General features: G+C 69.9%; 21 protein-coding genes and 1 pseudogene. 6 read left to right on the forward strand and 16 right to left on the reverse strand.

Going from position 1 to position 26,336, the window contains the following annotated elements:
* Positions 1-1,809: hypothetical protein (locus D7X96_RS40050; protein ID WP_208647369.1), on the forward strand; the 1,809-nt coding region annotated here is incomplete at its 5' end.
* 19 nt (positions 1,810-1,828) lie between these two features.
* Here D7X96_RS40050 and D7X96_RS24790 read toward each other — a convergent pair.
* From D7X96_RS24790 to D7X96_RS24810, 5 genes are all read right to left on the reverse strand, one after another.
* A complete protein-coding gene (locus D7X96_RS24790) occupies positions 1,829-2,200 on the reverse strand; it encodes a YccF domain-containing protein (RefSeq protein ID WP_120553043.1) in 372 nt (123 codons plus the stop codon).
* A gap of 67 nt (positions 2,201-2,267) precedes the next feature.
* Positions 2,268-2,822 carry a DUF488 domain-containing protein gene (locus tag D7X96_RS24795; RefSeq protein WP_233610213.1) on the reverse strand — a complete coding sequence of 185 codons (555 nt, stop codon included), beginning with the start codon at positions 2,820-2,822 and terminating at the stop codon, positions 2,268-2,270.
* Positions 2,823-2,831: 9 nt separating this feature from the next.
* On the reverse strand, positions 2,832-6,542 hold the full coding sequence (gene hrpA, locus D7X96_RS24800) for an ATP-dependent RNA helicase HrpA (protein WP_121770875.1): 3,711 nt from the start codon (positions 6,540-6,542) through the stop codon (positions 2,832-2,834).
* 84 nt (positions 6,543-6,626) lie between these two features.
* A complete protein-coding gene (locus D7X96_RS24805) occupies positions 6,627-8,075 on the reverse strand; it encodes a carotenoid oxygenase family protein (protein WP_121770876.1) in 1,449 nt (482 codons plus the stop codon).
* Positions 8,076-8,104: 29 nt separating this feature from the next.
* Positions 8,105-8,569, reverse strand: coding sequence for a hypothetical protein (locus tag D7X96_RS24810; RefSeq protein WP_120550109.1), 465 nt, complete (start codon positions 8,567-8,569; stop codon positions 8,105-8,107).
* Between the two features lie 115 nt (positions 8,570-8,684).
* On the opposite strand from D7X96_RS24810, the gene D7X96_RS24815 reads away from it, so the two are divergent.
* Positions 8,685-9,122 carry a hypothetical protein gene (locus D7X96_RS24815; protein WP_121723064.1) on the forward strand — a complete coding sequence of 146 codons (438 nt, stop codon included), beginning with the start codon at positions 8,685-8,687 and terminating at the stop codon, positions 9,120-9,122.
* A gap of 21 nt (positions 9,123-9,143) precedes the next feature.
* Here the strand turns inward: D7X96_RS24815 and D7X96_RS24820 are convergent, their stop codons facing one another.
* Entirely contained in the window at positions 9,144-9,515 is a 372-nt protein-coding gene (locus tag D7X96_RS24820) for a hypothetical protein (RefSeq protein WP_121770877.1), read from the reverse strand.
* Between the two features lie 2 nt (positions 9,516-9,517).
* A complete protein-coding gene (locus D7X96_RS24825) occupies positions 9,518-10,237 on the reverse strand; it encodes a hypothetical protein (RefSeq protein WP_120550112.1) in 720 nt (239 codons plus the stop codon).
* A 222-nt stretch (positions 10,238-10,459) separates the two neighbouring features.
* Between D7X96_RS24825 and D7X96_RS24830 the strand changes: the two genes are divergently transcribed.
* On the forward strand, positions 10,460-10,798 hold the full coding sequence (locus D7X96_RS24830; protein ID WP_121770878.1) for a putative quinol monooxygenase: 339 nt from the start codon (positions 10,460-10,462) through the stop codon (positions 10,796-10,798).
* A gap of 67 nt (positions 10,799-10,865) precedes the next feature.
* Here D7X96_RS24830 and D7X96_RS24835 read toward each other — a convergent pair whose 3' ends face one another.
* Positions 10,866-11,753, reverse strand: a complete 888-nt coding sequence (locus tag D7X96_RS24835) for a LysR family transcriptional regulator (protein WP_121723066.1) — start codon at positions 11,751-11,753, stop codon at positions 10,866-10,868.
* 71 nt (positions 11,754-11,824) lie between these two features.
* Here D7X96_RS24835 and D7X96_RS24840 point away from each other — a divergent pair, with 71 nt between their 5' ends.
* The 3 genes from D7X96_RS24840 to D7X96_RS24850 all read left to right on the forward strand — a co-directional run bounded on the left by D7X96_RS24840 (position 11,825) and on the right by D7X96_RS24850 (position 18,005).
* On the forward strand, positions 11,825-12,496 hold the full coding sequence (locus D7X96_RS24840) for a DUF2306 domain-containing protein (RefSeq protein WP_121770879.1): 672 nt from the start codon (positions 11,825-11,827) through the stop codon (positions 12,494-12,496).
* 164 nt (positions 12,497-12,660) lie between these two features.
* Positions 12,661-14,538, forward strand: coding sequence for a bacterial transcriptional activator domain-containing protein (locus D7X96_RS41545; RefSeq protein ID WP_147468390.1), 1,878 nt, complete (start codon positions 12,661-12,663; stop codon positions 14,536-14,538).
* A gap of 83 nt (positions 14,539-14,621) precedes the next feature.
* A complete protein-coding gene (locus D7X96_RS24850) occupies positions 14,622-18,005 on the forward strand; it encodes a CHAT domain-containing tetratricopeptide repeat protein (protein WP_121770881.1) in 3,384 nt (1,127 codons plus the stop codon).
* Here D7X96_RS24850 and D7X96_RS24855 read toward each other — a convergent pair.
* From D7X96_RS24855 to D7X96_RS24885, 8 genes and pseudogenes are all read right to left on the reverse strand, one after another.
* Positions 17,935-18,873, reverse strand: coding sequence for a serine/threonine protein kinase (locus D7X96_RS24855; RefSeq protein ID WP_121770882.1), 939 nt, complete (start codon positions 18,871-18,873; stop codon positions 17,935-17,937). The genes D7X96_RS24850 and D7X96_RS24855 overlap by 71 nt on opposite strands.
* Before the next feature lie 36 nt (positions 18,874-18,909).
* On the reverse strand, positions 18,910-19,551 hold the full coding sequence (locus D7X96_RS24860; RefSeq protein WP_121723057.1) for a glutathione S-transferase family protein: 642 nt from the start codon (positions 19,549-19,551) through the stop codon (positions 18,910-18,912).
* Positions 19,552-19,676: 125 nt separating this feature from the next.
* On the reverse strand, positions 19,677-20,015 hold the full coding sequence (locus tag D7X96_RS24865) for a UBP-type zinc finger domain-containing protein (protein ID WP_121770883.1): 339 nt from the start codon (positions 20,013-20,015) through the stop codon (positions 19,677-19,679).
* 147 nt (positions 20,016-20,162) lie between these two features.
* Positions 20,163-20,255: pseudogene (locus tag D7X96_RS41995) on the reverse strand (LVIVD repeat-containing protein); the annotation flags it as partial.
* A gap of 49 nt (positions 20,256-20,304) precedes the next feature.
* The gene (locus D7X96_RS24870) at positions 20,305-21,753 is read right to left on the reverse strand and encodes an FAD-binding protein (RefSeq protein WP_121770884.1); all 1,449 of its coding nucleotides are present in this window, start codon (positions 21,751-21,753) and stop codon (positions 20,305-20,307) included.
* Positions 21,754-21,790: 37 nt separating this feature from the next.
* On the reverse strand, positions 21,791-22,012 hold the full coding sequence (gene lepB, locus D7X96_RS24875) for a signal peptidase I (RefSeq protein ID WP_244219707.1): 222 nt from the start codon (positions 22,010-22,012) through the stop codon (positions 21,791-21,793).
* A gap of 180 nt (positions 22,013-22,192) precedes the next feature.
* Positions 22,193-25,303, reverse strand: coding sequence for a hypothetical protein (locus D7X96_RS24880; protein ID WP_121770885.1), 3,111 nt, complete (start codon positions 25,301-25,303; stop codon positions 22,193-22,195).
* 70 nt (positions 25,304-25,373) lie between these two features.
* Positions 25,374-26,315, reverse strand: a complete 942-nt coding sequence (locus D7X96_RS24885; RefSeq protein ID WP_121770886.1) for a glycoside hydrolase family 43 protein — start codon at positions 26,313-26,315, stop codon at positions 25,374-25,376.
* Positions 26,316-26,336: the final 21 nt, after the last annotated feature.

A 26,336-nucleotide genomic window follows, 5' to 3' on the forward strand; every position in this document is an offset into this window, starting at 1 on the left:
CCTCCCACCCCCACCGGGCCCTCGCCGGACGAAGTGAACCGCGTGTGCTCCGGCGTGCACTGCACCGCGGGCTACTGCACGAGCGAAGGCGGAGTGGCGGCGTGCCGCTGTGGCCCCAAGGACCAGGAACTGGGCTCCACCTGCGAGGTGGACGAGGTGGACGACTTCGACCAGTTCCCCAACCCGGGTCCCCAGGCGCAAGGGCTCCCCGTGGTCGCGCTGTCCGGCAGGCTGCACCGGTTGGACGTGGACAGCTTCACCTTCCAGGGGGTGAAGGGCCGCACGTACCGCTTCACCTGCACGCCGGAGGGCTTCCAGTCGTGCGACCTGGCCATCTCCCCCTGGCCGACCGCGTACGACCGCGGGCTGGTGACCTACGAGGGCCGTGACACCGTGCTCACGGTCTCACTGACCTACAGCACGACGTACACCGCCTCCGTCGCCGCATGGCCCGCGGGCTTCTCCATGGAGCGCGGCACGTACACGCTGTCCCTGGTGGAGGTCGGGGACGCGGAAGGCGAACCGGACGTCCAGATGGCCCCGCTCCTCACGGACGGCACGCCCATCCGGGGCCACATCGACTTCCGGGGGGACGAGGATGCCTTCACGTTCACCGCGCTCGAGGGACACGTGTACCGGGCGCGCTGCACGGGCCAGGACCTGCGGCCGGCCATCGAGTCGCTCCGGTACTTGATGTCGTGGCGCAACTTCGAATGGGAGGAAGGCGGCAGCGGCACGGCGGTGGAGAAGTTGGAGGCCGGAGCGTACCGGCTGCGGATGGCATCCAACGCGGCCCGGGGCACCGCCGGCTATGAGTGCACGCTGGAGGATCTGGGCGCGGAGGACCACGCGGACGAGGGGGACCGGGCCACGGCGCTGCCCGCGTTCGAGTCGGAGCTGGCGGTGACGGGAGTGCTGGAGACACGCTCCGACGTGGACTGGTTCAGCTTCCCCGCGAAGGCGGGCCACGCGTACGACCTCGTCTGCGACCGCACCACGCAGTCCGTGTGTGACTTCACCTTCATCGACCTCCCGGGCACCCGCCCGGGAGGGGTGGGGGCGCCGCGCCCGGTGGTGCTGGGGCGGGACGGCCCGCTGTGGGTCCACGTGTCCAACAGCCTGCTCAACCCCCGGGGCCCCTATGCGCTCAAGGTCGTGGACCTGGGGCCGGATCAGGGCTCGGGCGTGGCGGACGCGGTGCCCGCGAGCATCGGTGTTCCCATTCCGGGCGTGTCCGCGCCGCACGGTGACCAGGACGCCTTTCGCGTGAACGTGGAGGCCGGGCACGTCTACCGCCTGAGGTTCGCCGACTGGGATGTCTCCTCCTCGTTCGAGGCCTATCGGCCGTCGGAGCCGGGCCGGAACCTGATGCTCTTGAGCCGCCCGCCGGCGCGCTTCAAGTCGACCCGCTCGGAGCCCATCGTCTTCGTGGCGGGAAGCGTGCTGGGGCCCTATGTCCTCACCATCGAGGACGTGGGGCAGGACGACCACGCGGACACGCTCGAAGCCGCCACGGTCGTGCCCGGGCCCACGCTCTACGCGGAGGGAGTGGTCGACACGTCCTATGACGAGGACTGGTTCGCCTTCGACCTGGAGGCGCGCGCCTATTCCGTGAGCGGGTTCCCGCTGGAGGGGGCCACGCCGGTGTTCGAGCTGTTCGAGGCGGATGGCGTGACGCCCGTCCCGACATTGGGCTCCAGCCGCGACGTGCGGCCGGGCGCTCCGGGGAGGTACTTCCTGCGTGTGGGCCATCCCATCAGTCCCGCCACGCCCGGGACTGCCTACCGCTGGGAGCTGCACCCGCGCTGATGAAGCGCTTCGGTCCGGGTCAGCCGCGGATGCGCTTGCCGAACGGAGCGAACGCGATCATTCCGAGCTTGAGGTGCTGCAGCGCGAACGGAATGCCGATGATCGTCAGCGCCAGGCTGACGCCGATGACGACGTTGGTGAGGAAGATCCAGATTCCGGCGACGAGCGCCCACACGATGTTGAGCCCGAAGCTCATCACGCCCGCGCTGGGGTGATCCTCGATGTCCTTGCCGAACGGCAGCAGCGCGAGGCCGGCGAGCTTGAAGCACTGCACGCCGAACGGGATGCCCACGATGGTGAGGCAGAGCACCAGTCCGCCGAGCAGGTACTCGAGGCAGAGCAACAGCCCACCGCCGAAGATGAGCCACAGCAGGTTCAGAAGCAGGTTCATGGCCGGTTTATATTTCGTGCTGGCGGCCGTCGGAAACCTTCGACGAACGCGGCCTGCTTGAGCTCCCTCATGTCGCCGGGTACAGCACCTGGCGCCCCCGCACCTGCGCGAAGGCGGTGAGCCGGTGTGGCTCCACGCGGGTGGGGCTCGTGATGTGCGTCACCAGGACGCCTCGCGCCCAGAGCGCGTCCGCCACCAGTGAGCGATGGCAGCGCCAGCGCAGCGCCTCCGCGCACATCAGTGCCACCGGCCCTTGCAGCGCCACCTCGCGCAGTGCTTCCAGCCCCTGCGCGAAGTCCTCCGTCAGCATGTAGTCCGCGTAGCCGCGAAAGCTCAGGTTGCGCCAGGCCGCATTGGGCGAGTCCTTGCGCGCACGCCGCAGCCCGCCGAGCGCTGGCAGGTGCAGGTGCTCGACCCCCACCCGGGCCAGCGTCCTTCCCAGCACGTCCACGTTGAACTGCGGGTTGGTGCGGGAGCGGGGCACCGTGCGGATGTCCACCAGCGTCCGCACGCCGTTCGCCCACAGCATCTCCACCAGCTCCTCGATGGTGCGGGTGGAGTGGCCCAGCGCGAACACCTGGACGCCGGCCCACCCTCGTGCCCGCCTCGGCATCTCCATCATCGGTCCTCCCTAGCGCAGCGCCGCGAGGGTCGCGCTGACCTTCGCGACCGTCACCGACACGGGCGTCGTCACCTCTGGAGCGAAGATGGCCACGCGCAGCTCCTCGAAGGTCCACCGCAGCTCCTGCGCCGCCTCCTGGTCACGCGCGGAGGCGGATCTGGCGAGGAAGGATTCCCACAAGGGCGTGAAGGGCGCGGCCTTCGCTGCGTCCTTGGGGGGATTCGCCACCGCACGCGACAGCCGCGCCTGGGCCGCGCGGAGGTAGCGCGAGTAGTTCAGCAGGCGGCTGAGGGGAATCCACTCGATGAGCTTCGCGGGGAACAGGTGCCCGAGCTGCGAGCGGATGTCCCGCACGGCCGCCGCGCCGCTCGGCCCCTTGGAGGCCGCCTTGAGCGCGGCGAGCGTCTCGGCGAGATCCGCGGAGGTGGCGATGACGACGTTCGTCCAGTCCCGGGCCGTCTGCTCGATGCGCGGTGAGCCCTGTTGGAGCAGCGCCTCGAAGGCCGCCTTCGTGCGCGGCAGCGGCGCACCCGGTGCGAGCTTGAACGCATCGTCGACGCTCCGTGCGAGGACGAGCGCCTTGAAGGCGTCGGACTGGCCCCGCGCGGGGGGCGCGCCGTCCAGGGACGGGAAGGGCGGCGGCATTCGCGCGGCGCTGACGGCCACGTGTCCGCGCGCGGCGAGCATCAGCAGCCGGCGGACCCCCGTGCGCGTGGCCGCTTCAGCGGCGGCGGAGGTCTCCAGCAGCACCAGGTCCACGTTGGAGCCCCGGTCGACGAGCGCGGGGGAGCTGCGCACGTCGAGCCCGCCGACCCGCCGGGTGACCACGGAGGGCAGCTCGCCGAAGGTCCAGGCGGTCAGCCCCTTGCGCTCCCAGTCCGTCGCTGGCGCCGCGCTGCGCAGCACCGCCCGTGCACGTCCCCCGTGCTGTTCAATCAGTGCGTCGGCGTCGCGGCTGCTCGCGAGCTCCTTGCCCCGCTCGTCGAGCACCCGGAGCGTGGTGCGCAGGTACGGCACCACGGCATCCGCCCGGAAGGACTCCTCGGGCACGTCCACGCCGCACAGCCGGGACACCGCGCGCGCGAGCGCTGGAATCATCGGCCCGCGGAAGGGCACCAGCTCCTTCTCGAGCCGGTCGACCAGGTCGGGCAGCGGTCCCAGCTGCTTGCGCTGGGCCTTGGGAATCTGTTCGAGCAGGGCGGTGAGCTTCTCCCGCTGCCACCCGGGGATGGTCCAGTCGAGCTCACCCGGGACCAGCTGGGCGAGCAGCAGGAGCGGCACGCTCAGGGTGATGCCGTCGTCCTCGGCCGAGGGGTCGAAGGTGTACGTCACCGGCACGGACACGCCGTGCAGGGTGATGGCATCCGGGTAGTGCGCCGGGGACAGGCCCGGGTCGTGCGAGAGGGCATCCTCCATCGTGAGGATGAGCACGTCGGGGTCGGCCGCCTCGGCCTTGCGGCGCCAGACCTCGAAGGCCGCTCCGTCCGTCACGTCCGCCGGGACGCGCTGGTCGAAGAACGTCAGCAGCGCCTCGGTGTCGAGCAGCTCGCTGCGCCGGGCCTTGTCCCGCAGGCGCGCCACGCGATCGAGCACCTCCTGGTTCTCCTCCTGGAACGCTCCCCGGGTGCGGTACTCGCCGCGCACCAGGGCATGGTCGAGGAACATGAGCCGTGCCCGTGCGGGGTCCAGGCGGTCCAGGGGCACGGGGCGCTCCTTGAAGACCTGGAGCCCGAAGAGGGTCGCGTTCTCCTTCACGATGGCGCGCGCGGACTTCTCCGACCAGTGCGGTTCGGAGTAGCTGCGCTTGAGCAGGTGGGGGGCCGCCGACGCGAGCCACTCCGGGTCGAGCTTCGCCACGGTGCGCGCGAACAGCTGGGACGTCTCCACGAGCTCGAACGCCATCACCCAGGCCGGGGGCTTCTTCGAGAGCGCCGACGAGGGGTGGACCATGAAGCGCGTCTGCTTCGCGCCGGTGAAGAAGCGCTGCTCCGGGTTCCACTGGCCAATGCGGGACAGGAGCCCGGTGAGGAGCGCCTGGTGCAGCACGTCCCCGCGCGCCGGAGCGCCCCGGCCCTTGCGCGGCAGGCGCAGCTCGCGGACGGTCTCCTCGAGCTGGCGCTGGACGTCGCGCCACTCGCGCACCCGGAGGAAGGACAGGAAGTTGTCCCGGCACACGCGCCGCAGATGGGACGTCCCCCGGCCCTCGGCCTCGCGCACGAACGCCCACAGCTTGAGCAGGCTCGCGAAGTCCGAGTGCTCGTCACGGAAGCGAGCGTGCGACGCGTCCGCCTTCTGCGCGAGCTCCCGGGGCCGCTCGCGCGGGTCCTGCAGGTTGAGCGCCGCGGCGACGATGAGCACCTCTTCCAGGCACCCGTATTCAGCGCCGGCGAGGATCATCCGGGCGATGCGCGGGTCCACCGGGAAGCGCGCGAGCTGGTGCCCGAGCGGAGTCAGCGTGCGCTCCTTGCCCTCGATGGCCCCGAGCTCCTCGAGCACCCGCCAGCCCTCGGCGATGGCCTTCGGCTGGGGCGGGTCGAGGAAGGGGAAGTCCTCGACGTCACCCAGGCCCAGGGACTTCATCCGCAGGATGACCCCCGCGAGCCCGGTGCGCTTGATCTCCGGGTCCGTGAAGGCGGACCGCGAGGTGAAGCTCACCTCGTCGTAGAGGCGCACGCAGATGCCGTCGCGCACGCGGCCGCAGCGCCCCTTGCGCTGGTCGGCGCTGGCCTGGGAGACCGGCTCGATGTGCAGGCGCGTGGTGCCCGAGCGGGGGTCGTAGCGCGACAGGCGCGCCACCCCCGTGTCCACGACGTACACGATGCCCGGGATGGTGATCGACGTCTCCGCGACGTTGGTGGCGAGGATGACGCGGCGCTGGGGGATGGAGGCGAAGACGCGCGACTGCTCGGAGGCCGACAGGCGCGAATACAGGGGCTGCACCACCGTGCCGCGCAGCTCGCGCGCGTTGAGGGCGTTCTCGGCCTCGCGGATCTCCCGCTCGCCGGGGAGGAACACGAGGACGTCCCCGTCCGGGTCGAGCGAGATGACGTTCGCGACGGAATCGGCGACGGCGTCAGCGAGCTCGGAGTCCTCGGGGGGCGGCTCGTAGAGCACGTCCACCGGGAAGGTCCGGCCCTCCACCTGGATGACCGGAGCCCCGCCGAAGAACTGCGAGAAGCGCTCGGTCTCGATGGTGGCCGAGCTCACCACCACCTTGAGGTCGGGGCGCTGAGGGAGGATGCGCTTGAGCCACCCGAGCAGGAAGTCGATGGTGAGGCTGCGCTCGTGGGCCTCGTCGAGCACGATGGTGTCGTAGCGCTTCAGCAGCGGATCGCTGTGGATCTGCGCGAGCAGGACACCGTCGGTCATGAACTTCACGGCCGTCTGCTTGGACGAGCGGTCCTCGAAGCGGATCTGGTAGCCGACGTCCGTGCCCAGCTCCGTGCCCAGCTCGCGAGCCACGCGCGCCGCCACGCTCGTCGCGGCGATGCGCCGGGGCTGGGTGACGCCAATCTGGCGCGGCCGCCCGCGCCCCATGGCGAGCAGGATCTTGGGCAGCTGCGTCGTCTTCCCCGAGCCGGTGGCCCCCGCGACGATGACCACCTGGTGGGCGGTGATGGCCGCGGTGATGTCCTCCACCCGGCTCGAGATGGGGAGCTCGGGGGGGAAGCGCAGGGTAGGCAGGCCGCCGGGGGAGGGGACGGGTGATTCGCCGGACATGGCCGTATGGACTAGCACCGAAGCGCGCGCTTCGCCCCTGGCGAATCACGGGGTTCGCGCGCGGCGGACGGCCCGCCACGGCCCCTAACCGTGGGCTGCGCCGTTCCTGGGGGGCAGGAACTCGCCGTGGAACGTGGGCGGCAGGCCGTGTTCAAAGTGGCAGCGCGCCACGGGCCCTGCGTCCAGCCGCTCCGCGTCCAGCACCGCCACGTGGGTGGTGTCCGTCTGGGTGTCGTAGACCTGGGTGAGCACCCAGCCGTCGTCCTCGGCCTTCGAGCCGGGGCGTGGCACGAAGATGCCCTCGGAGGGGTACTGGCCCTCGCCCAGCTCGGCGCGCGTCACCCGGCCGGTGGTGGCGTCCACGCGCACCAGCGCGTCGTACATTCCGCGCCGGGCCGCGCGGGTGGAGTGCGCGCCCATGTAGGCCGCCTGGTGCGGCTGGCCCTCCACGCTGGGGGCCACGCGGGGGAACTCGCAGCTCAGGTCCATCACCTGCTCGCTGCGGAACGTGCGGGCCTTCAGGTCGATGACCGCGCGGTGGAGCATGCCGTCGGCCTCGATGGACGGGGTGGCGCGGACCAGCTCGCCCAGCCACTGGTTGGAGGCGAAGTCGGGGTAGCGCACGTAGTCCACCACCAGCGTGTCGCCTTGCTCGTACGCGTTGCTGAAGTGCCAGTTGAAGAAGGCGTCGGCGGGGATGCGGAGGGGATGCGCCACGTCGTCGATGGGCACCACCACCACCTCCGCCGCCGCCCCTGGCCGGAAGGAGACGTTGTCCGCGAACGCGCCGATGCGCAGCAGCATCTTCAGCACGTCGATGCGCATGGCTGGCAAGAAGAAGATGAGGTAGCGGTCCGTGGCCATGAAGTCATGGACCATGGTCGCGCCGGGCAGCGGCACGGACCCCAGGTGCCGCGCTCCGGCGCCGTCCGGCAGGGCGTACAGCTCCAGCGTGTTCACCCGGCCGTGGTGCTGGCCGAAATTGTAGAGCGTCTTTCGCGAGTGGACGCGGCGCGGGTGCGCGGAGAACGACTTCATCACCACGCCGTCGAGGTTCGTCTCGCCCAGGCTGGACAGGTCGTCCGGGGACAGCTCCACGGGGAGGTTCGGCTCGTGCAGCGCGTACAGCCGGCCGTTCCACGGCATCACCGCCGTGTTCGCGTTGTTCTTCTGGGGGTTGAGCAGCTTGTTGCGCAGCGGCGTGGGCATGGCGTAGCTGCCGTAGAGGTGCCGGCCCGCCTTGCGCTCCGTGACCATGGTGCGCGTGTCCACGAGCTTCGCCGCGCCCTGGACACCGTCCGGCCCGAAGCGCACGCCCATCACGCCGCCGTCGCCGTCGAACCAGTGTTGAACGGGCAGCCCGTGCACGTCGAACGTCCACGCGCCCGCGCGGAACAGCGTCCCGCGCAGTCCTTCGGGAATCCGTCCCTCCACCCGCAGGGGCTGGAAGTCATGCTGCCGGGAGATGTTGCGGAAGGCCCGTTTCCAGGCGGGAAGGGGAGCAGCGGCCGGTGGGGGAAGCGCGGTGGTCATGGCGGGTCCGGGAAGCGCGGGGCGAAGGGTCAGGGCGAGGGCTGGGCGATGACCTGCGCGCCGAGCGCCTGGGCCTGCTCCTCGGCCTCGTCACGGCGAATGCCCATGAGCGTCCACATGCCCCCGCTGAAGTCGATGCATCCGAAGAACATGATGATGGGCTCGCACAGGCCCATCACCGTGCAGACGATCAGCACCAGCGTGATGAAGGTGCGTCCCATCACCGCCCAGACGAAGAACTGGCGCATGTTCAGGACGGCGGCCTGGTGGGACATGAACGACATGGACACCAGCAGTCCGCCCGCCATGCGCATGAAGAACAGGTTCCCGTCCGCCGCCCCGGGCGAGATGCCCATCACCTGGAGGAACAGTCCCGGCACCAGCAGCAGCGTGAAGGCCAGCGGGAACGTGTAGAAAACCCACACGTACATGGACCGGCCCGCGTGGCTCAGCGTGGAGAGTTTGGGGAACACCTTCGGGGCGAACAGCATCATGTGGACGGACTCCGGCGGTCAGGCTTGAGGCGGTGCCGGCAGCGTAGTGGAAAGCACGGGCCGCACGCATCCCGCCCCCCTCTCTTGACAGGGCGCCTTGCCGTATCCTCGTCGGATGACGACGCGGAGCACGCTCACCGACCTGATGCACGAGGTGTCCAGCCGCAACGGCGACTGGGCCTCGCCGCGGGACCTCGGCGTCGATCGCGTGACGGTCGTGGCTGCCTGGCTGTCGAGCGACGATCCGGCCGCGATGCTGCTCCTGCTCGCCGCGCTTCATCCCAAACGCCAGGTGGAGACGTGCGTCGCGCTGGCGACCCGGATGTCATTCTTCGAGCCCATGCGGGTCGAAGCCCACTCGATGAGCCGCCGCCTCCCCGGCATGAACTTCAATGGCCGGTCTCCGTTCTACTTCATTCACCTCTACCAGCTGCTGCGCTCCGCCCTGCAGGTGACCGAGGACACGGAGCGGCCGCGACTCAAGTCCGAGCTCGCCGCGGCGATCCGCGCCGTCATCCCCGAGCCGTTCACGCTCGTCGGGCCCGCTGCATAGGGCCCGGGCCGGGCGCCTGCGTCAGCGCGTCTTCCGCTGGTATGTCTTCACCAGCGCGTTCATGCGCCGCCCGCTCGGGTCCTCCTTGCGGGGATCGGCGACGACGAGCACCCATTTGCCCGAGACCACCGTGGAGCCGACGGCATCGCCGATGAGCGCCCAGCCGGCCTCTTCCGCCTTCTTGGCCTGCTCCGCGCCGTCGAAGAGGCACACCGTGGCCTCCAGGCCGCTCACCTTGCCGGCCTGGCACTTTCCTCCGGGCAGCTTCTCGCCGACGTCGGTGAAGCCGGAGGGCGACTCACCCGCCGCCTTCCATGCGTCCAGCACGTCGTCCGCATTGCTGGAGCAGCCCGCCAGCAGCAACGCCCCCAGCGCGACTCCCTTGTGACGCATGCTCAGTGCCGCCCCTGGTGCTTGTGTTTGTGCTTCTTGTGCTTGCAGTGGCGATGGTCGTGGTCATGGTGATGGTCGTCATCGTCGTCTTCCCGGATGATGATGACCTCGCGAGCGGGCGGAGGCGGTCTGCCGCCGACCTTCACGTCCACGTCCACGTTGACGCCCACCTGGATGATGGGGCCGTGGTACTGGGGCGGCGGCGCGAACGCCACCACCGGACGCGGCACGTTCCAGCCGCGATAGACCGTGTTGACCCGCACGAGCTTCGGGTTCTCCCGCCGGTACTCTTCGGGGTACTCACCCGCGTAGAAGTGGACGTCCTCCTTGTCCACGAACTGCTGCCGCGGCGGCGGCTCGTAGGCGTGGTAGTGCGGCCCGTCGTGATAGCAGTACTCCACCACGTCCACGTCCACGTCGATGTTGACGAGCACGTTGAGCACCACCGGATGGTGCCCGTAGTAGGAGTGCCGGGGGCCCTCGTAGCCGAAGGGCGTGGGGTCGCCGATGAAGACGTAGACGTTGTCGCGCGTGCGGTAGAGCGTGTCCGCGTACAACGGCGCGGCGGAGTGCACGTGCGGCGCCTCGAGGAGGCACAGCCCGTCCCGGGGCTGTCCGGTGCGCGGGTGCATCCCCGCGTACCTCCACTGCTTCGCTTCGGCGGCGCTGGCGGCCACGAGCAGCAGCGCCGTGGCCAGAAGGGCCAGATTCCTGTGTGACATGGTGGGGGTCTCCCTGGAGGCGGGTACGCTCCAGCGACTCCCTGACCCCGCGCCCCCGTGAGCGATCACATCCGGGCGCGTGGCCCGCGCCCGCTGTGTCCGTGGAGGTGCTCCACGCGCCTCCCGGCGACAGCAGGCGCGAAACATTTTGGTGCCGCTTCAGGGTCGCCTTCGGTGACATCTCCCTCGGGTTGTGGGGCCGGGCTGCCGTATCGTCACCGGATGACGCTCCTTGTGCAGTGTGAGTTTCAGGTGCAGCGGCCTGACCATGAGCCGGAGTTCATCCGGCTCGCCCGTGCATTGGCTTCCGCCTCCGCGGAGGAGCCGGGAACGTTGCGCTATCAGTGGTTTGTCACACAGCGGCCGGGGCGCTACTCGATCCTTGAGGAGTACGTCGACGCCGACGCGGCCGAGACGCACAACGGAAACGTGGGGGCGCTGCTCGTCCAACTCTTTTCCGTGGCCGAGCTGGTGTCGGTGTCGTTCTACGGCGAGCTCAACAAGTACCTGCGAGACTGGAGCTCCGGTCGGGCCGGAGTCTCAATCCACGCACCGTTGTGACCCTCCAGGGCGCAATCGCTCAGGACCCACGAAGATTGGCGGTTGCGGACAGGCGCGCCGCCGTCACTCACCTCGCGAGCTCGGCCGCGAGCAGATCGAACACCCGCCGGATGCGCTTGCTGGTGTTCAGCTCGCGGTGGGTCGTCAGCCAGATGGGAAGGGACCACGGGGTGAGGCTGGGGAGGGCCCGCCGGACCAGCGGCTCGGCGTCGCCCACGCGCTCGGGAGCGACGCCCACGCCGATGCCCCGCTTGACCATCTCCCAGTGCACGAGGTGGTTCCCCGTCTGCACCGGGAAATTCCGTTGCGTCAGGCTCAAGCCCAGCCCGTTCAGCCCGTTGAGCATGGCGTCCGTCCCGCCAAGCCCGATGAAGTCGGCGCGGCTCAGTGCCTTCGGCGTACGTGGGTTGCCGATGCTCGCGAGGTAGCGGGGCGCGGCATAGAGCCGCATCGGGTCGTCCCGGACCTTGGTGGCGATGAGGTCGGGCTGGGTGGGGCGGAAGTTCCGGATCGCGATATCCGCCTCCCGTCGGCGCAGATCGGCCGCGGTGTTGGTTGCGACGAGCTCGATTTCAATACCCGGCGCCTCGCGCCGAAGCTTCTCCACGATGGGCGGCAGCAGGAATGCCGAGTAGATCTCGTTGGCCGTGATGCGGACCAGCCCGGTGATGCTCTGCGACTGTCCGCCGGCCGCGAGCGAGACGCGCCCCGCGGCGTCGCCCATGGCTCGAACGTGGTCGAGCAGCTCGCGCCCGCTCGGCGTCAGCGCGAGGCCCCGTCCCACGCGCTCGAACAGCACCACGCCCAGCTCGTCCTCGAGCGCGCTCACCTGACGCCCGAGCGTCGGCTGCGCCATGCCGAGCGCACGCGCCGCCGCCGTGAGCGAGCCCTCTTCCGCGGTGACCAGAAAGGCCCGCGCTCGATTCCAGTCGAACCTGGCTGCCCGCCAATCCATGCATTCGCGCATATCAGGAGAAGGAACTCAGTCAATTCCGTCGGTGGTCGCGGAGGGCTATCTGTTCGACCATGACCTCCACACCCAAGGCCGAACGGCTCGTGTCCGCTGCGCTGGTCGCGCTCTCGCTCGTGCCCATCCTGGCCGGCGCCGGCCGTCTGACCGAGCTGGCGGGCGGCGCCGAGCTCACGCCGCACAACGCGCGGTTCTTCGCATCGCCCCTGCCGGTGGTGCTGCACGTCCTCTGCGCCAGCGTGTACTGCGTCCTGGGTGCCTTCCAGTTCGCCCCGGACTTTCGCCGTCGGCGGCCCGGCTGGCACCGCGTCGCCGGGCGGCTCCTGGTCGCGTGCGGTCTCGTGGCCGGGCTCTCGGGCTTGTGGATGACGCTGTTCTATCCCCGCGCCGAAGGCGACAGTTCGCTCCTCGACGGCCTGCGGCTCCTGTTCGGCTCGGCGATGGTCCTGTCCCTCATCCTGGGGCTGGCCGCGCTCCCTCGGCGGGACCTTGTGGGCCACCGGGCCTGGATGATTCGAGGTTACGCTGTCGGTCTGGGCGCGGGCACGCAGGTGCTGGTTTCCGTGCCCTGGTTCCTCATCGCCGGAACGCCGGGCGAGCTCGCCAGGGCGCTACTATTGGGCGCCGGCTGGGTCATCAACCTCGCCGTGGCCGAGCGGGTCATTCGTCGCCAGACCGCCTCTCCCATCCGCGCTGCCGAGATGCGTGCGGGGCTGCAGGTGGAGTGACGGCCCCCACGTAGAGAAGGGGGAGATGGCAAGGCCAATCCAGGCGTTGATTTGAGATGATCCTGGTTGGTCAGCGGGACCGTCAGGCCAGCCCTCCCACGCGACGTGCGCTCGTGCGGGGCGTGACGTGCGCTCCTGCCGCATTTCGCGTATGGGAGGGTCCCATGAGCACAGGTCGTGTCATGGGATTGGCGGCGCGTGGCGCCCTGCTGGCGGTGTGGGTCTGTGTCCTCGGCGTGGCGTGTGTGAAACGACCCGTGGACTACGCGCGGGAACAGGCGCGAACCCTCGCGCCAGCGAAGTTGGAGTCCTCGTCGCAGCCCTCGACGGGGCCGGTCCGGAAGATCCGGGTGCGGGTCTACGCGGACTCGGACTATCGGGAGCAGGTGGTGCGCTGGCGAAGCAGCGTCGTGTCCCAGTTGCAGCGCGCGAGCGCGGTGATGCAGGGACCGCTGGGCGTTGTCTTCGAGCTTGAGTCGACGCGCGAGTGGGCGCATCGCGGTGTCGAGGGCGAGCTGGAGGGTTCACTGACCGCGCTGGAGCTGACGGATCCAGGCGAGGACGTGGACCTGGTGGTCGGCTTCGTCTCCGCGCTCAAGCTCTTCTCCTCGGCGCAGCATGAGTTGGGCATGGCCCGGCTGTTCGGGCGCCACTGCGTGCTGCGCGAGATGGGAAACCCGGAGGAGGTCCGCGCCATCATGGAGGGACTGATCCACCTGCCCCAGGACGAGCGGCAGTCGCTCTACGAGGAGCGGAAGGTGCACAAGGAGACGTCCGTCTTCCTCCACGAGTGGGCGCACACGCTGGGGGCATTCCACGTGCGCAACTCGCACTGGATGATGTTCCCGAACTACGCACCGAATCAGGCGGCCTTCACACCGCAGACCCTGGAGTTGCTCAAGACCAGCCTTCGCCATGCCTCGGCGGGTCGTCGCGATGACGCTGCCGCCCGGGCCTGGGCGACCGAGCTGGGGGCGCTGCTGGCCTCGACGTCGTCGCCGGACTGGGAGGGACCGGAGAAGGAGTCTGTCGTCGAATGGCTCGCGCAGGTCCGCGAGGGCAGGGCGCCGCTGGTTGCGCATCAGCCTCAAGCCCCCCTGCCTCCGGAGGACCGGCGCCGGTTCGACGAAATCCTCGCGCTCGAGAAGGCGGGGCGCGTGGAGGTCGCCGCCCAGAAGATGGAGCCCCTCGCGCGACGCCACCCGGAGGACTTCCTCGTCCAGAGGCTGGCCTGCTACCTGGGCACGCGTGTCGCCCCCAAGCTGCCTGCGACCCGGGAGAAGTGCGAGGCCGTCGCCGGGAAGTTCCCCTCCGAGCCCGCCCCCTTGTTCCTGCTCGCGACCCTGTCCCTCCAACAGGGGCAGCACCTGGAGGCGCAAGGCCACCTCGTGCGGGCGCGGCAACGGATGGAGGTGAACCCTGGAACTCCGCCGGAAGCCTGGGGAGACCTCGCGGCCTTCTTCAAGGAGACCTCCTCGGTCACGTGGGCGGAGCAGGCCCTCCAGAAGGCGGGCAATGACGCCCGGACCGAGCCTCTGCGGACCTGGGCCCGGCAGGCTCGACGCTGGAAGGCGCTGCCCGTGGATGTCTCCGTGAGCGGTGTCGCGGTGGAGCGGGAGGGAGAGTTCATCCGCGCGGCGAAGGACGTCGAGGATTCGCTCGACAAGGGGCTGGCGGCGAAGGCGCAGGCACGCATCGCCTGGCTCAAGCGGGAGTTCCCGCGCGCGCCGGTGCTGCACGTGTTGGATTGCGAAGGCCACCTGCGCGCCAACAGGAAGGGGCCCGCGAAAGCAGCGTGCCTGCAGGCCGTGGCCGCGCACGAGGAGGCGGTGCAGGCGCACTTCATCCTGGGATGGCTGGCCGTCAAGTCGGGGCCCCACGAGGAGGCGCGGACCCACCTGGAGCGTGTCGTGGCGCTGGAGCCCGTGCACAAGCAGGCGTGGCAAATGCTGGCCGAGCAGTACCGCGCCGTGGGCATGGCGGAGGCGCTGAAGACGCTCCAGGGGCGCTACCGTGAGCAGTTCGCCGAGGAGCTGCGCTGAGTTGCCGTGCATGATTCACCGGCCCACCGGCTCTGTCCTACGTGGAGCCCCTCTTCGGACATGGGCAGGCCTCGGGAGCCGGCATGCGGCGTGGTCTCGTGGGAATGCTGGTGGTGCTGGTGTGCTGCGCGCAAGGCGCCGCGGCCGCGGACACCATTCCGGCACTGACGCCTCGGGAGGCCGCGCACGACAGCCCCCCGCCCGAGGCAGCCTCGGACCTGGACCGCCTCGGGCTCCAGCTCCTGCTTCGGGGTGACCTGGTCCAGGCCGAACCGCTCCTGCTTCGCGCGCTGGCCCTCCGCGAAGCCACCCAGGGCAGGGACCACCCGGACGTCTCACGGACGCTGCTCCTGCTCGCCAGGCTCTACGCGGCCCAGGAGCTGTTCAGCCGGGCCGAACCGCTCCTGCTTCGCGCCCTGGCCCTCCGGGAGACCGCCCGGGGCAGGGACGCCCCGGACGCCGCCGAGCCGCTCCACCGCCTCGCCAACCTCTATCTGGCCCAGGACCGCTACAGCCGCGCGGAGCCGCTCTACCTGCGCGCCCTGACCCTCCAGGAAGCCGACCCGGGCAGGTCCCCGCTGGAGGTGGCGGAGACGCTGGTCGACCTCGCCGGGCTCTACCACCAGCAGATGCTCTACGCGCGGGCCGAGCCGCTCTATCTGCGCGCGCTGGCCCTCCGCGAAGCCACCCTGGGCACGGAACATCCCCTCCTCGCCGAACCGCTCTACTGGCTGGCCGTCCTCCACCGTCAGCAGGGACGGTCCGCGCGCGCCGCGCCCCTGTTCGCGCGCGCCCGGGCCCTCTGGGAGACGGCGCTCGGACAGGACCCGGCGGATGCCGCCGACGTGCTCAACAGGCTCGCGGCACTGCATGAGAGCCAGGGGCTGTACGCGCAGGCCCACTCCCTCCTCGAGCGCGCCCTGGCCCTCCGGGAAGCCACCCTCGGCGAGCGCCATCCCCTGGTCGCCGAGTCGCTCAACCTGCTCGGCCGCAACCTCCAGCTCTGGGGACTGCTCGGGCAGGCCGAGCCGCTCCACCAGCGCGCCCTGGCCATCCGGGAAGCCACCCTCGGCGGGACCCATGACCGCGTCGCGGACTCGCTCGCCCACCTGGGCGCCCTCTACATGGAACAGGGCTCGTATGCGCGGGCCCAGCCCCTCTTCGAGCGCGCCCTGGCCATCTGGGACACGGCCCTGGGCGGAGAGCACGCCTATGTCGCCCATGCGCTCATCGCCCTCGCCAACCTCCATGTGGCGCAGGGGGACTACCCCGGCGCGGAGCCGCTCCTGCGGCGGGGGCTCGCCATCCTGGAGAGGGTCTGCGGCGCACACCATCCCCTCGTCGCCGCGGCACTCACCAACCTGGCCGGGCTCCATGCCGCCCGGGGGCAGTACCGCCGTGCCACGCGGCACCTGGAGCGGGCCCTGTCCATCCAGGAGGCCGCCCTGGGCCGGGAGGCCGCGGCCGTGGCCTTCCCGCTGGAGGAGCTTGCCCGCGTGGACGCAGTCCAGGGGCGGTACGCGCGAGCGCGGACGCGCTACGAGCGCGCGCTGAAGCTCACGGAGGCGACGTTCGGCAAGGACTCCGCGCACGTGGTCAGCATCCTCAATGGACTCGCCGAGGTGCGGCAGGCCCAGCACCGGCTCGACGAGGCCTTGTCGCTGTTCACGCGCGCCTTCGCCCTGTCCGAGCAGCGCCTGCGCCAGGAGTCCCTGGGCTTCTCCGAGTCGCACCGGCTCCACTTCCTCCAGTGGCTGCGCACGGACGAGGAGCGGCTCTATGCGCTGCTGCGCGCCCATCCCGGGGACGCCCGCGTCAGGCGCCTGGCCCTGGGCGCCGCCCTGCTGCGCAAGGGCCGCTCCATCGAGGAGACCGCCAGCATCTCCCGGACCGTCTACCAGGGCCTGGAGGCGAAGGACCGGGACACCTTCGCGCGGCTGGGAGCCCTGCGCGCCCAGCTGGCCCACCTGTCCCTCCAGGGGCCCGGCACGCTGTCGCCCCAGGACTACCCGCGGCGGCTCGCGGCGCTCGCCGAAGAGGGCGATGTCCTGGAAGCCGACCTGGCCAGACGCTCCGCGCCCCTGCGCGCGCTGACCGCGCTTCCGTCGCCCGACGAGGTGGTCGACCGTGTCGCCAACGCCCTGCCTCGGGACGGCGCACTGGTTGAGTTCATCGCCTACGATGAGCGGCACCGGATCCGGGTGGCGGGGCTCGTGTCCCCGGGTGTCCAGCGCCTGCGCTATCTGGCGCTCGTGCTCCATCCCGACGCGACGACCCGGGCCGTGGACCTGGGGCCCGCGGGGCCCATCGACGCGGCGGCGGCGCGCTTCCGCGACGCCCTGGCCCGCCGCGACGCCGGCATCGAAGCCCCGGCCCAGGCGCTCTACCAGCGCGTCTTCCAGCCCCTGCTGCCGCTGCTCGGCGAGCAGCACCATCTCTTCCTGTCACCGGAGGGGCCGCTGGCGCTGGTGCCCTTCGCGGCCCTCCACGATGGCCAGGGCTTCCTCGTGGACGCGTTCGACTTCACCTCGCTGTCCTCCGGCAAGGACCTGCTGCCGCGTCCCCAGGAGCGCACGGCTCCGGCTTCCGTGGTCGTCCTCGCCAACCCGGACTTCAGCCCGGCCCTCGCGGCGTCCCAGCCAGATGCCTCCGCAGGGAGCGCGCGCTCGCGCTTCACGGACCCGGCGCGGAGGGCGTGGGCGTCCACGCCGCTGCCCGGGACAGGCCTGGAGGCGGAGGCCATCCGGCGCCTCCTGCCGCAGGCCCAGCTCTTCCTGGGCCCGGAAGCCACCCGGGAGCGGCTGCTGCGGCTGCCCACGCCCGGTATCCTCCACCTGGCCACGCACGGCTTCTTCCTGGGGGACGTGCCCGGCGACGCCGCCTCCCGCGCGGTCATCCACTTCGGGGCGCTGGCTGACGAGCCCCCGCTCCCCCCGGCCATGGACCCCTTGCTGCGCTCCGGCCTCGTCTTCGCTGGAGCGCGCTCCGGAGGCGAGCTGGTGACGGCGCTGGAGCTGGCGGGGTTGGACCTGTGGGGCACGCAGCTGGTCGTGCTGTCCGCATGCGACACGGGCCGGGGAGACATCCAGCTGGGGCAGGGCGTGTACGGACTGCAACGGGCCTTCCTGGTGGCGGGCGCGGAGACCGTGGTGACGAGTCTCTGGAAGGTGGAGGACGAGACGACGAGCGCGCTGATGAAGCGCTACTACCACCACCTGCTGGCGGGACTGGGACGGGGCGAAGCGCTGAGGGAGGCCATGCGAGCACTCCGTCAGCACCGGCCCCATCCCTACTACTGGGCCCCCTTCATCGTCGTAGGCCGGGATGCGCCCCTCCACGGACTCACCGGTGCGCTTCCAGGCCCTCGCTCCGCGCCTGTCCCCGTGCAACCTCGCCTCAGGAACTGCGCTGAGGTGTCGCCGGCGGGAGGACCGAGGCCAGCCATTGCTTCCGCGTCTCCCTGCTGAACGTGGGCGCATGGGCTTTCAGCCAGGCCGCCAGCGCCTGTCCCATTGCCTCGGCGGACGGGTAGCGGTCGTCCACGGACCTCGCCAGCGCGCGCTCGAGGATTCGCACGAGCTCCGCATCCAGGGAGGGGTTGCGCTGCCGGGCGGGAATCAGTCTGCCCTCCATGACATCCCTGACGGTGTTCCCGTCAAAGTCGCTCCTCACGTGAAGGTCTCCGCACAGCAGGGTGTAGAGCAGCACGCCCAGGACATACACGTCGGCACGGCCATCCACCGGCGCGTCCAGCAACTGCTCGGGAGCGAAGTACTTCAGCTTGATGCCCATCACGCCCACGCTCCACTTCGCCCACGCCTTCCGCAGCGTCCACCGATTGAAGCCGAACTCGAGGAGCTTCACCTCCCCGCCGTTGCCCATCAGCACGTTCGAAGGGCTGAGCTCTCCATGGACCAGGCCCACGTGTGGGTGCGCGGGCTGCAATCCCTGGCAGATATCCATGCCGATGCTCACAACGATGGGCTCGGGCAACGTCCACATGCCCCGCCGCCGGAGCATGACCTGCACCCAGCCCAGGTCCTGCCCCTCCGCCCACTCCCGGACCAGGAAGGGCTCGCCGTCGGCCATACCGAAGTCCAGGACGCGCACGACGTTTTCGTGCTGGAGGCGTGCCGAGAGGGAGGCGAGGTCGAGGAATTCCTCGACGACCGCGGGGTCCTCCGTCAACCCCGGTGACAACCGCGTGAGGACCACGGGCCTGCTGCCGGCGGGTGCCTCCGTGGCGAGCGCCTGGTGACGCATGAACAGGCTGCCCATGCCCATCTGCTCCAGCAACTCGAACCTGCCAAACCGTTCCGTCCGGGGAGTGCCCACGTCCAGGGACGCTAGCAGCCCGGGCCGGAGTTCGCGTCAGCTCCGGGCGGCCGGAGGCGGCATGGGGGGCGCGGTGCGCTGCCATGCCTCCAGCTCCTGCACGCGCCCCAGCCAGGCCCGGAGGTTCGCGTAGCCTTCAATGGGCAGGCGCGCCGGGCCCGCGAGGGCGAACGACGCGGCGAGCGAGAGGTCCGCGAGCGTCAGGCGCTCCTGCGCGACCCACGTCCTGCCCGCCAGGTGCGAGTCCAGCACGGGCGCGGCCTGCGCGACGAGGGCCTCGCCGCGCGCGACCTCGACGGGGTCCGGCGGCCCGCGGCCGGTGCGCTGCTTCACGAAGTTCTCCTGGACGAGCACGGTGTTCGCCGGGGCCATGTGGGCCGAGCACCAGAACAGCCAGCGGTTCACGTCCGCGCGGCCCTGCGCGTCCGCCGGGAGCAGGGTCTGCCCCGGGGTCTTCTCCGCGAGGTACACCATGATGGCGCGCGACTCCCAGAGCACGAAGCCGCCGTCGTCCAGGACGGGCACGCGCCCGTTGGGGTTGATGCCCAGGTACGACGCCTCGCGCTGCTTGCCCGTGGTGAGGTCCACCACGATGCGCTCCAGGGGGATGTCGAGGTGGGCGGCCACGAGCAGCACGCGGCGCGAGTTTCCGGACAGGGGATGGAAGTAGAGCTTCAAGACGGACCTCCGGGACGGCAGGGATGAGGAAGAGGACCTATCCCCCCGGAGTGACAAGGGTCTGTCAGGTATTGTCAGGGGCGCGGCTTCCGCGCTCGAAGGCGCAGGCGTCCGGGGCCGGGGGGCTACGGCGCGCTCATGGGGGCCGAGTAGTGCACCGGCGGCGACTCACCTGGGAAGGTGGGAATGCGCTCGAGGAACTGCTCGTCCACGTAGCACCAGGCCCAGTCCTCCCCAGGCTCGAACGATTTGATGACCGGGTGAGCGCTTTCGTGGAAGTGCTGGGTCGCGTGGCGTGACGGCGAGTCATCGCAGCAGCCCACGTGCCCGCAGGTCAGGCACATCCGGAGATGAACCCAGTCCCCTCCGTCCTTCAGACACTCCGCGCATCCATGGCCGCTGGGATGGACGGGAGCCGTCCGGTGCTGTTCGGTCGCTTCCAGGTGGGGACATTCCTTCTTCATGGCTCGCGCTCCGGGTTGGGGCCTCCGCCCAATGGCCTCATGGTGTCGAACATGGGGATGTGAGGGCCCCGGTCGCAACGCGTGGGGGTGGAGGCCCGCCAGGCGTGCAGCCGCATTCCCGGTTGGGCCCACGCATCCGGGAGGCGGTCACTCCTCCTGGAGGATGAGCAGGCCCCGGTTCGCGTCCACCACGTAGATGAACCCGTCCCCGGGCACGCGGATGCCAATGGCGCCCGAGAAGAACTCGGAGCCCGTCCGGAGCGGCATGGGTTTATCCTCCACTCTTTGCTCAGAAGATGCCCTGTCCCGGCGTGAGGACGCGGTCCGGGTCGTAGCACTGCTTCGCGTGCTCGAACCGCGCCCAGGCGGGGTGGAAGTGGCGGCGCCAATCGGCGGGGCTCAATGGCACGGCGTCCACGGGATAGATCTTCCCGCCAATGGCCGTGAGGCGGTCGAAGATGGCGCGGTTCTTCTGCACGAGGGCTGCGACGTTCTCCGGAGTCGGTGGAATGGCGGTGCGCAGCAGCGAGAAGAGGAAGACGTGTCTGTCGTTGGGAGTGCGCAGGAAGGGGGCGGTCAGCTCCGAGGCGCGGAAGGGGTAGAGGAGGATGGGCCCCTGTCCCATGTCGGCCTCGGTGGTCTGCGAGAGGACCTCCTGGACGAAGGACTCGGCGGACCGGGCGGGGACGAACATGTCCAGCCACGGATGGGGGAAGCCCCAGACGCCGAGTTGCTTGAGCAGCTCGACCAGCGGCGCGAGCCGGTTGGCGAAGTCGAAGTAGCTGCCGTCGCTCACCTGGAGCGTTTCCGGCTGGAAGCCCAGGCCCGCGAGCAGTCTCCCGTCGTGCGGCTCCGAGCCCGGGGTGAAGTACTTCACCACCTCGAGCTGGTACGCCCGGCCTCCGTTGGAGGCGACGACGGAGCCCTCCACGTAGTCGAAGCGTCCGTCCTCGATGAGCCGCCGCTGGTCCTCCATGAAGCGGTGCAGGTCGTTGTACCGCGCGAGATACGTCCGGGCGCGGGGCTGCACTTCGACGAGCCGCACCCTGGCTTTCACGATGATGCCGAACTGGCCCAGGCCCGAGCGCACGGCGTCGAACAGGGGCCGCTCACGCCAGCGCGAGCACCGCACGAGCTCACCCCGGCCCGTGACGACGGCCATCTCCAGGACGTTGTCCACCTGGAGGCCCCAGCGAAACGCCTGTCCGCCGATGCCTCCCGCGGACAGCGTTCCGCCGATGCTCAGCTCGATGTAGTCGGTGAGCACCGGCGGGCTCTTGCCGTGGGGAAGCGAGGCCTGGAGCAGCTCGTGCCACCGGACGCCCGCATCCACCCAGGCGCTGTCCTCGCCGACCTCGTGGATGGCCGACAGCGCGGACATGTCGATGACGATGCCCGCCGGCACCTGGGACTGGCCGAAGGTGCTGTGGCTCTCACCGAGGCCCCGAGCGGCGGCGATCTTCAGGCCCTGGCGCCGCGCGAAGCGGACCATGCCCACGATGTCCTTCACCGAGCCGGGAACGAGCACCGCCCACGGCGTACGGTGGAGGATGTGACCGAAGTCCTCCGAGGCCGCGGTCCGCGACGCTGGGTCCATCAGCAACTCGCCATCGAGCCGCGGCAGGGGGACCGCGCCAGCCTCCTGCGTGGAGGCCCAGCTCCGGCTCATGGGGTTGAAGGCCACTGCCACCAACGCACCTTGGAGCAACGTCCTCCGGGAGACCGTTCGACTCGACATCCACTCCTCCTTCTACAGTCAGGGCACTCCAGGATACTCACAGCGCGCCCATCCGCGCCGGTGGCCAGAAGCGCAGCCAGGCGCGGCCGGTGACGGAGTGCACGGGCAGGAAACCCCAGACATGTGAGTCGCTGCTGCCGTTGCGGTTGTCCCCGAGGACGAAGAGCCTGTCCTCGGGCACGCGCGCGGGCCCCCATTCGTAGGCGGGCGCCTGCGCGACGTAGGGCGCCGAGGAGACGGTCGCCGCTCCCTGCTGCACGCTGTGTGATGACTGGGCTGTTCTACAGCTGTAATGGCGACCCGGCGTGCGAGGCGAAGTGCCAGCAGGACGAGGTGCTCTGCTGGGAGCGGTGCAACTAAGGCTGCTGAGCCCCAGGGCATTGAGCAACGCCTGAGCTGACCACGGGCTGGGGACCGCGAGGTCTCCAGCCCGTTTTCATCAGGTGGGCGTGAAGCACGACAGGGACAGCGACTCCCCCCGGGGCAGGCGCGCTTCGACCATGGCGCCCAGCCGCCGCACCAGGGTCATCAGGTTCGTGTGCTTCTCCACGAACGCCCCCTGGATCTGCCCGAAGCCATGGGAGTCGAAGAGGTAGAAGACGCCGTTCACCCGGGCCACGGCCACCGTGTAGCCCCCGATGACGATGGCGAGCCCCAGCGGCGCGTCATTCCTGGCGAAGAGGTTGTGGAGCGTGGAGGACAGGGACATGCGTCCGCAGGTCTGCTGTCCTCCCCACGCAAGCCCCAGGTCGGCCAGCATGCCGTCCGGGGTCTCGTAGGGATTGAGGTGGATGCCCTCCAGCATCTTCTCCCCCTGGAGGCCCTTCACCTGGTTGGCGAAGTGCGTGGCACCCTCGATGCCCGCGACGATGCCCTGGTAGAGCGTGGCCCCCTGGATGACCACGTCATTCACGCCGTCGACGTCCAGGGCTTCGGGGGCGCGCAGCAGCCTCGCCAGCGCCAGGATGGAGATGGGCGAACAGGCACTCCCCGCGCCGGGGATGCCGAACTGGGAGAAGCTGCCCTCCGTCACGTTGGGCCGGGTGGCCTGGGGCTTCGCGACGTCCGTCGGGGTCTTCATGCTGGCGGCCAGGGAGAGGATGTCCGCCAGCGCCTTGACGTCCCGGGGCGTGGGCCGCTCGAGGGTGGGCGCGAAAGGGGAGGGGACCTTCAGCAGGGCGTCGTGGTTCGTGCGTGACTTCCAGATGGCCTGGAAGGACGGCGTCGCGCCCAGGGCCTTGAAGGCGCGCCGCAGGCTGTTGCTGAGCTGGCCCTGGGGTTGGTAGGCGGGCAGCTTCTTCGCCTCCGTCTGGACCTCCGCCATCTCGTTGCGCCGCGCCTTGGAGAAGATGAAGCGGATGGTGCCGTAGGCGTTGCGGTCCGAGCCGAGCTGCTGGTTCTTGAGCCCGCTGTCCACCAGCATGAGCAGCGACCGGGCGGGCGCGCCCCGCACGAACTGCCGGATGAGCTGGTTCATGCGCTCCGTGGTGGCGCTGGTCACGTCCAGGACCACCACCCGGTGCGCCTTCAGGTCCAGCCGCTGCAGCGGCACGGTGTTCAGGTTGAAGCGGTTGAGCGGGATGCCCGAGGGCCGCTGGTTCTCACAGTGGTTCACGTCCATCAGGACGACCTGCGCGCCCTGGAGCGTTTCCGTGCGCTTCGTCCAGCGGTGGATGTCCAGCAGGTAGGGGGCTTCGAAGTACATCTGCTCCAGGTAGATGGACACCAGGTCCTTGCGCGTCTCCAGGAGCGCCGTGTGCTTCACTGCGGTCGTCTTGGTCAGCAGCAGCACCTCCCCCGTGTCCATCGTCACCTTGCGCTTCTTCTGGTTGGTGTATTCGACGTTTCCGGAGCTGGGGACGAACAGGTGGCTTTTCGAGCCCAGGTCCTTGGCGACGTAGTCCTTGCCGTCGATGTTGACGGATTGGATCTTGTCCAGGGGCAGCTTGTCGATGACGTGGATCTCCTGCTCCCACACGTCGCGGAGCCAGAACCGCGCGCAGTGCATCGCGATGGAGATGGCGTTCATCCCGTTCTGGACGATGAGCTTCTGGTGCACCATCCGCCGGCTCTGCTGCGGCGTGGCGGTGGGTGCGTCGAACTCCTCGTCGGAGTCCGAGGCGCCGCCGTCGTCCTCCTCGTCGTCCTCCAGCATCCGCAGCCGCACCGTGCTGACGCTTTCGAGCACGGTCTTCTCCGTCGCGAAGACCGCGGCCTTCCAGCGTGAGAACTGATCATCCCGCACGGGGTCGTACGCCGCCCGGGTGCGGTGCAGCAGGAGGTTGGTCAGCTCCAGGAAGTCCGAGTCATCCTGGGAGTCGAACCGGCACGGCACCTCCAGCTTCTCCAGGTCGAGCGTGTAGCGCTCCAGGTCCCCGGATGCGTTGAAGCTCAGGGTGGGCTGCTTCGCCGTGCCCGTGATGCTCCAGAGGCTGCCGTCCAGGACCGCCTGGATGGCTCCGCTGATGCCGTTGCCCTCCCGCGCCAGGGCGTCATAGCTCTTCTGGGTCGCGAGGGACGCGCCGCTGAACGTGCGCTGCGCGTCCTCCAGCAACCCCTTCCGCTTGTCGACCTTCTGGGTGAGGTAGTCCAGGACGGTGCTCGTGGACTTGAAGGGGGCCTCGTCCGTCCCGCGGTACTGGACGTAACGCTTGCTGCGGAAGAACGGCACGTCCACCGTCTGGTTGAGCCCCGTGGACAGGAACTCCCGCAGGTCCTCCAGGAACCACTCGATGGCCTCCCAGACACACATCAGGTAGCCCTTGGGGGCGATGCCCAGGGCCAGCCGGATGGACGGCCCGGTCTCCGCCGTGGTGGGCGTCAGGAAGCCGAAGCTGGAGCGGATCACGCAGGGCATGAAGAAGCCCGCCCGGAAGGCGATGAAGTCGATGTAGCCGTTCAGGATGGAGGCGGCGTATTCGACGAAGCGCTTGATATAGGTTTCATCCGTGATGTGCTGCTGGATGAGCCGGCCCACGTCGATTTGCAGGCATGGGTAGTCATTGGCCACGTAGACCGATGGGTGCTTCAGCTTCTCCGCCAGGAAGCGGCTGTTGCGTGTCTCATGGCGGAGGATGGCGTCGTAGAGGACGCTGTCCGAGGACCAGCTCTCGCGTTCCTGCTCGGACAGGTCCTCCGGTACGTCGAGCGTCTCCAGGAAGTTCTTGAAGCCGGAGACGTTCGCGGGCGTGGGCCGCTGCCGCTCGTACTCGTTCCGGGTCTTGTTCCAGGCGAGCGGTGGGTCGGGAGGCTTGTAGGGGGTGAACTCGTCTCCGTGGTTCTTGGACTTGTCGGAGCGCGTATAGGTGTGGGCGTGCGTCCCCTCTGGCTTCAGCTCGCGGAAGCGGATCACCTTGGCGAGCCGGTACTTGTGGCGCGACGAGAGGAACGTCATCCCCTTCGGCCGCTTCAGCGGGAAGGGGACGTGGAAGTCACAGGCGTACTTCTGATGGAGCTTGCGCTGGAGCTTCGCTTCGCTGCGTCCAATCCGGCGCGGGGGCGTCTGGATGAACTTGGGGTAGATGGCCCCGCAGGCCGTGCACCGGAGCATGTGCTTGCTCCACCCGCCGCACCGTGGACACCGTGTCATGGGCGCGAAGGTTAGCACCCAACCCTGGCACCTACCGCCGAGGCAGCTCGACCTCCACATCCGTCGGTCCGAGCACCCGAGGGCCCTCCGGCGTCCACACGATGGGGTCGATGCACAGCCGCCGTGCCGTCTGGCCCACGTCCCACGCGTGGTAGACCATCACGTCCTGACCGTCAGGCCCCACGACGACGCTGTTGTGCCCGGGGCCGAGGACGCGGCCGGGGACCGTGCGCAGCAGCCGGGGCGCACCCTTTGGCTCCGTCCACGGCCCGAGCGGGTGGTCCGCGACGGCATACGCGACGCCGTACGACGGCGTGAGCCATGAGCCTCCGGAGTAGAAGCACCAGTAGCGCCCGTGCCGCTTCACGACGGACGGTCCCTCCAGCGTGTGCCAGTCATGGACCTGGCCGTACATCGGGCGCTGGCGCTGGTAGATCTGCCAGTCATCCGAGGGCGTGAGCATCGTGCGCGCTCCGCCGCGCAGGGCCGTCATCCCGTCGAGCACGTCCACCGCGAGCATCGTTCCGACCCGCGCTCCCTCCAGCACGTCCCGGGCGTGGAAGAGGTACCAGGTCCCGTCGTCATCCCGGAACGGCGAGGCGTCGATGGCGAACCGCTCGTTCGGGGTCAGGTTGATGCCCTGGTCCCGGAACGGGCCCGTGGGCGCGTCCGCCACCGCGACGCGCAGGTGGTGGCCCCGGTCCTCGAACCCCACCGAGTAATACATCCACCAGCGCCCCTCGTGCTCCGCGACCTCCGGCGCCCAGTAGTCCGTACCCTGGGCGGGCGGCAGCGGCTCCAGCGCGCCGCCCACCGACGTCCAGTGCACGAGGTCGGGGGAGGTGAGGACCTCGAACGGGCGTCCATCAACGACCTTCCCGGTGCCATAGGCGACGTAACCGCTTTGCGTGCGCAGCACGAACGGGTCGGCGAAGTATCCATCGTGGACGGGGTTGCGATAGCGGATCGGCATGGCGCGGTTGGATATCACGCG

The organism is Corallococcus interemptor (assembly GCF_003668875.1).
Lineage (GTDB): Bacteria > Myxococcota > Myxococcia > Myxococcales > Myxococcaceae > Corallococcus > Corallococcus interemptor.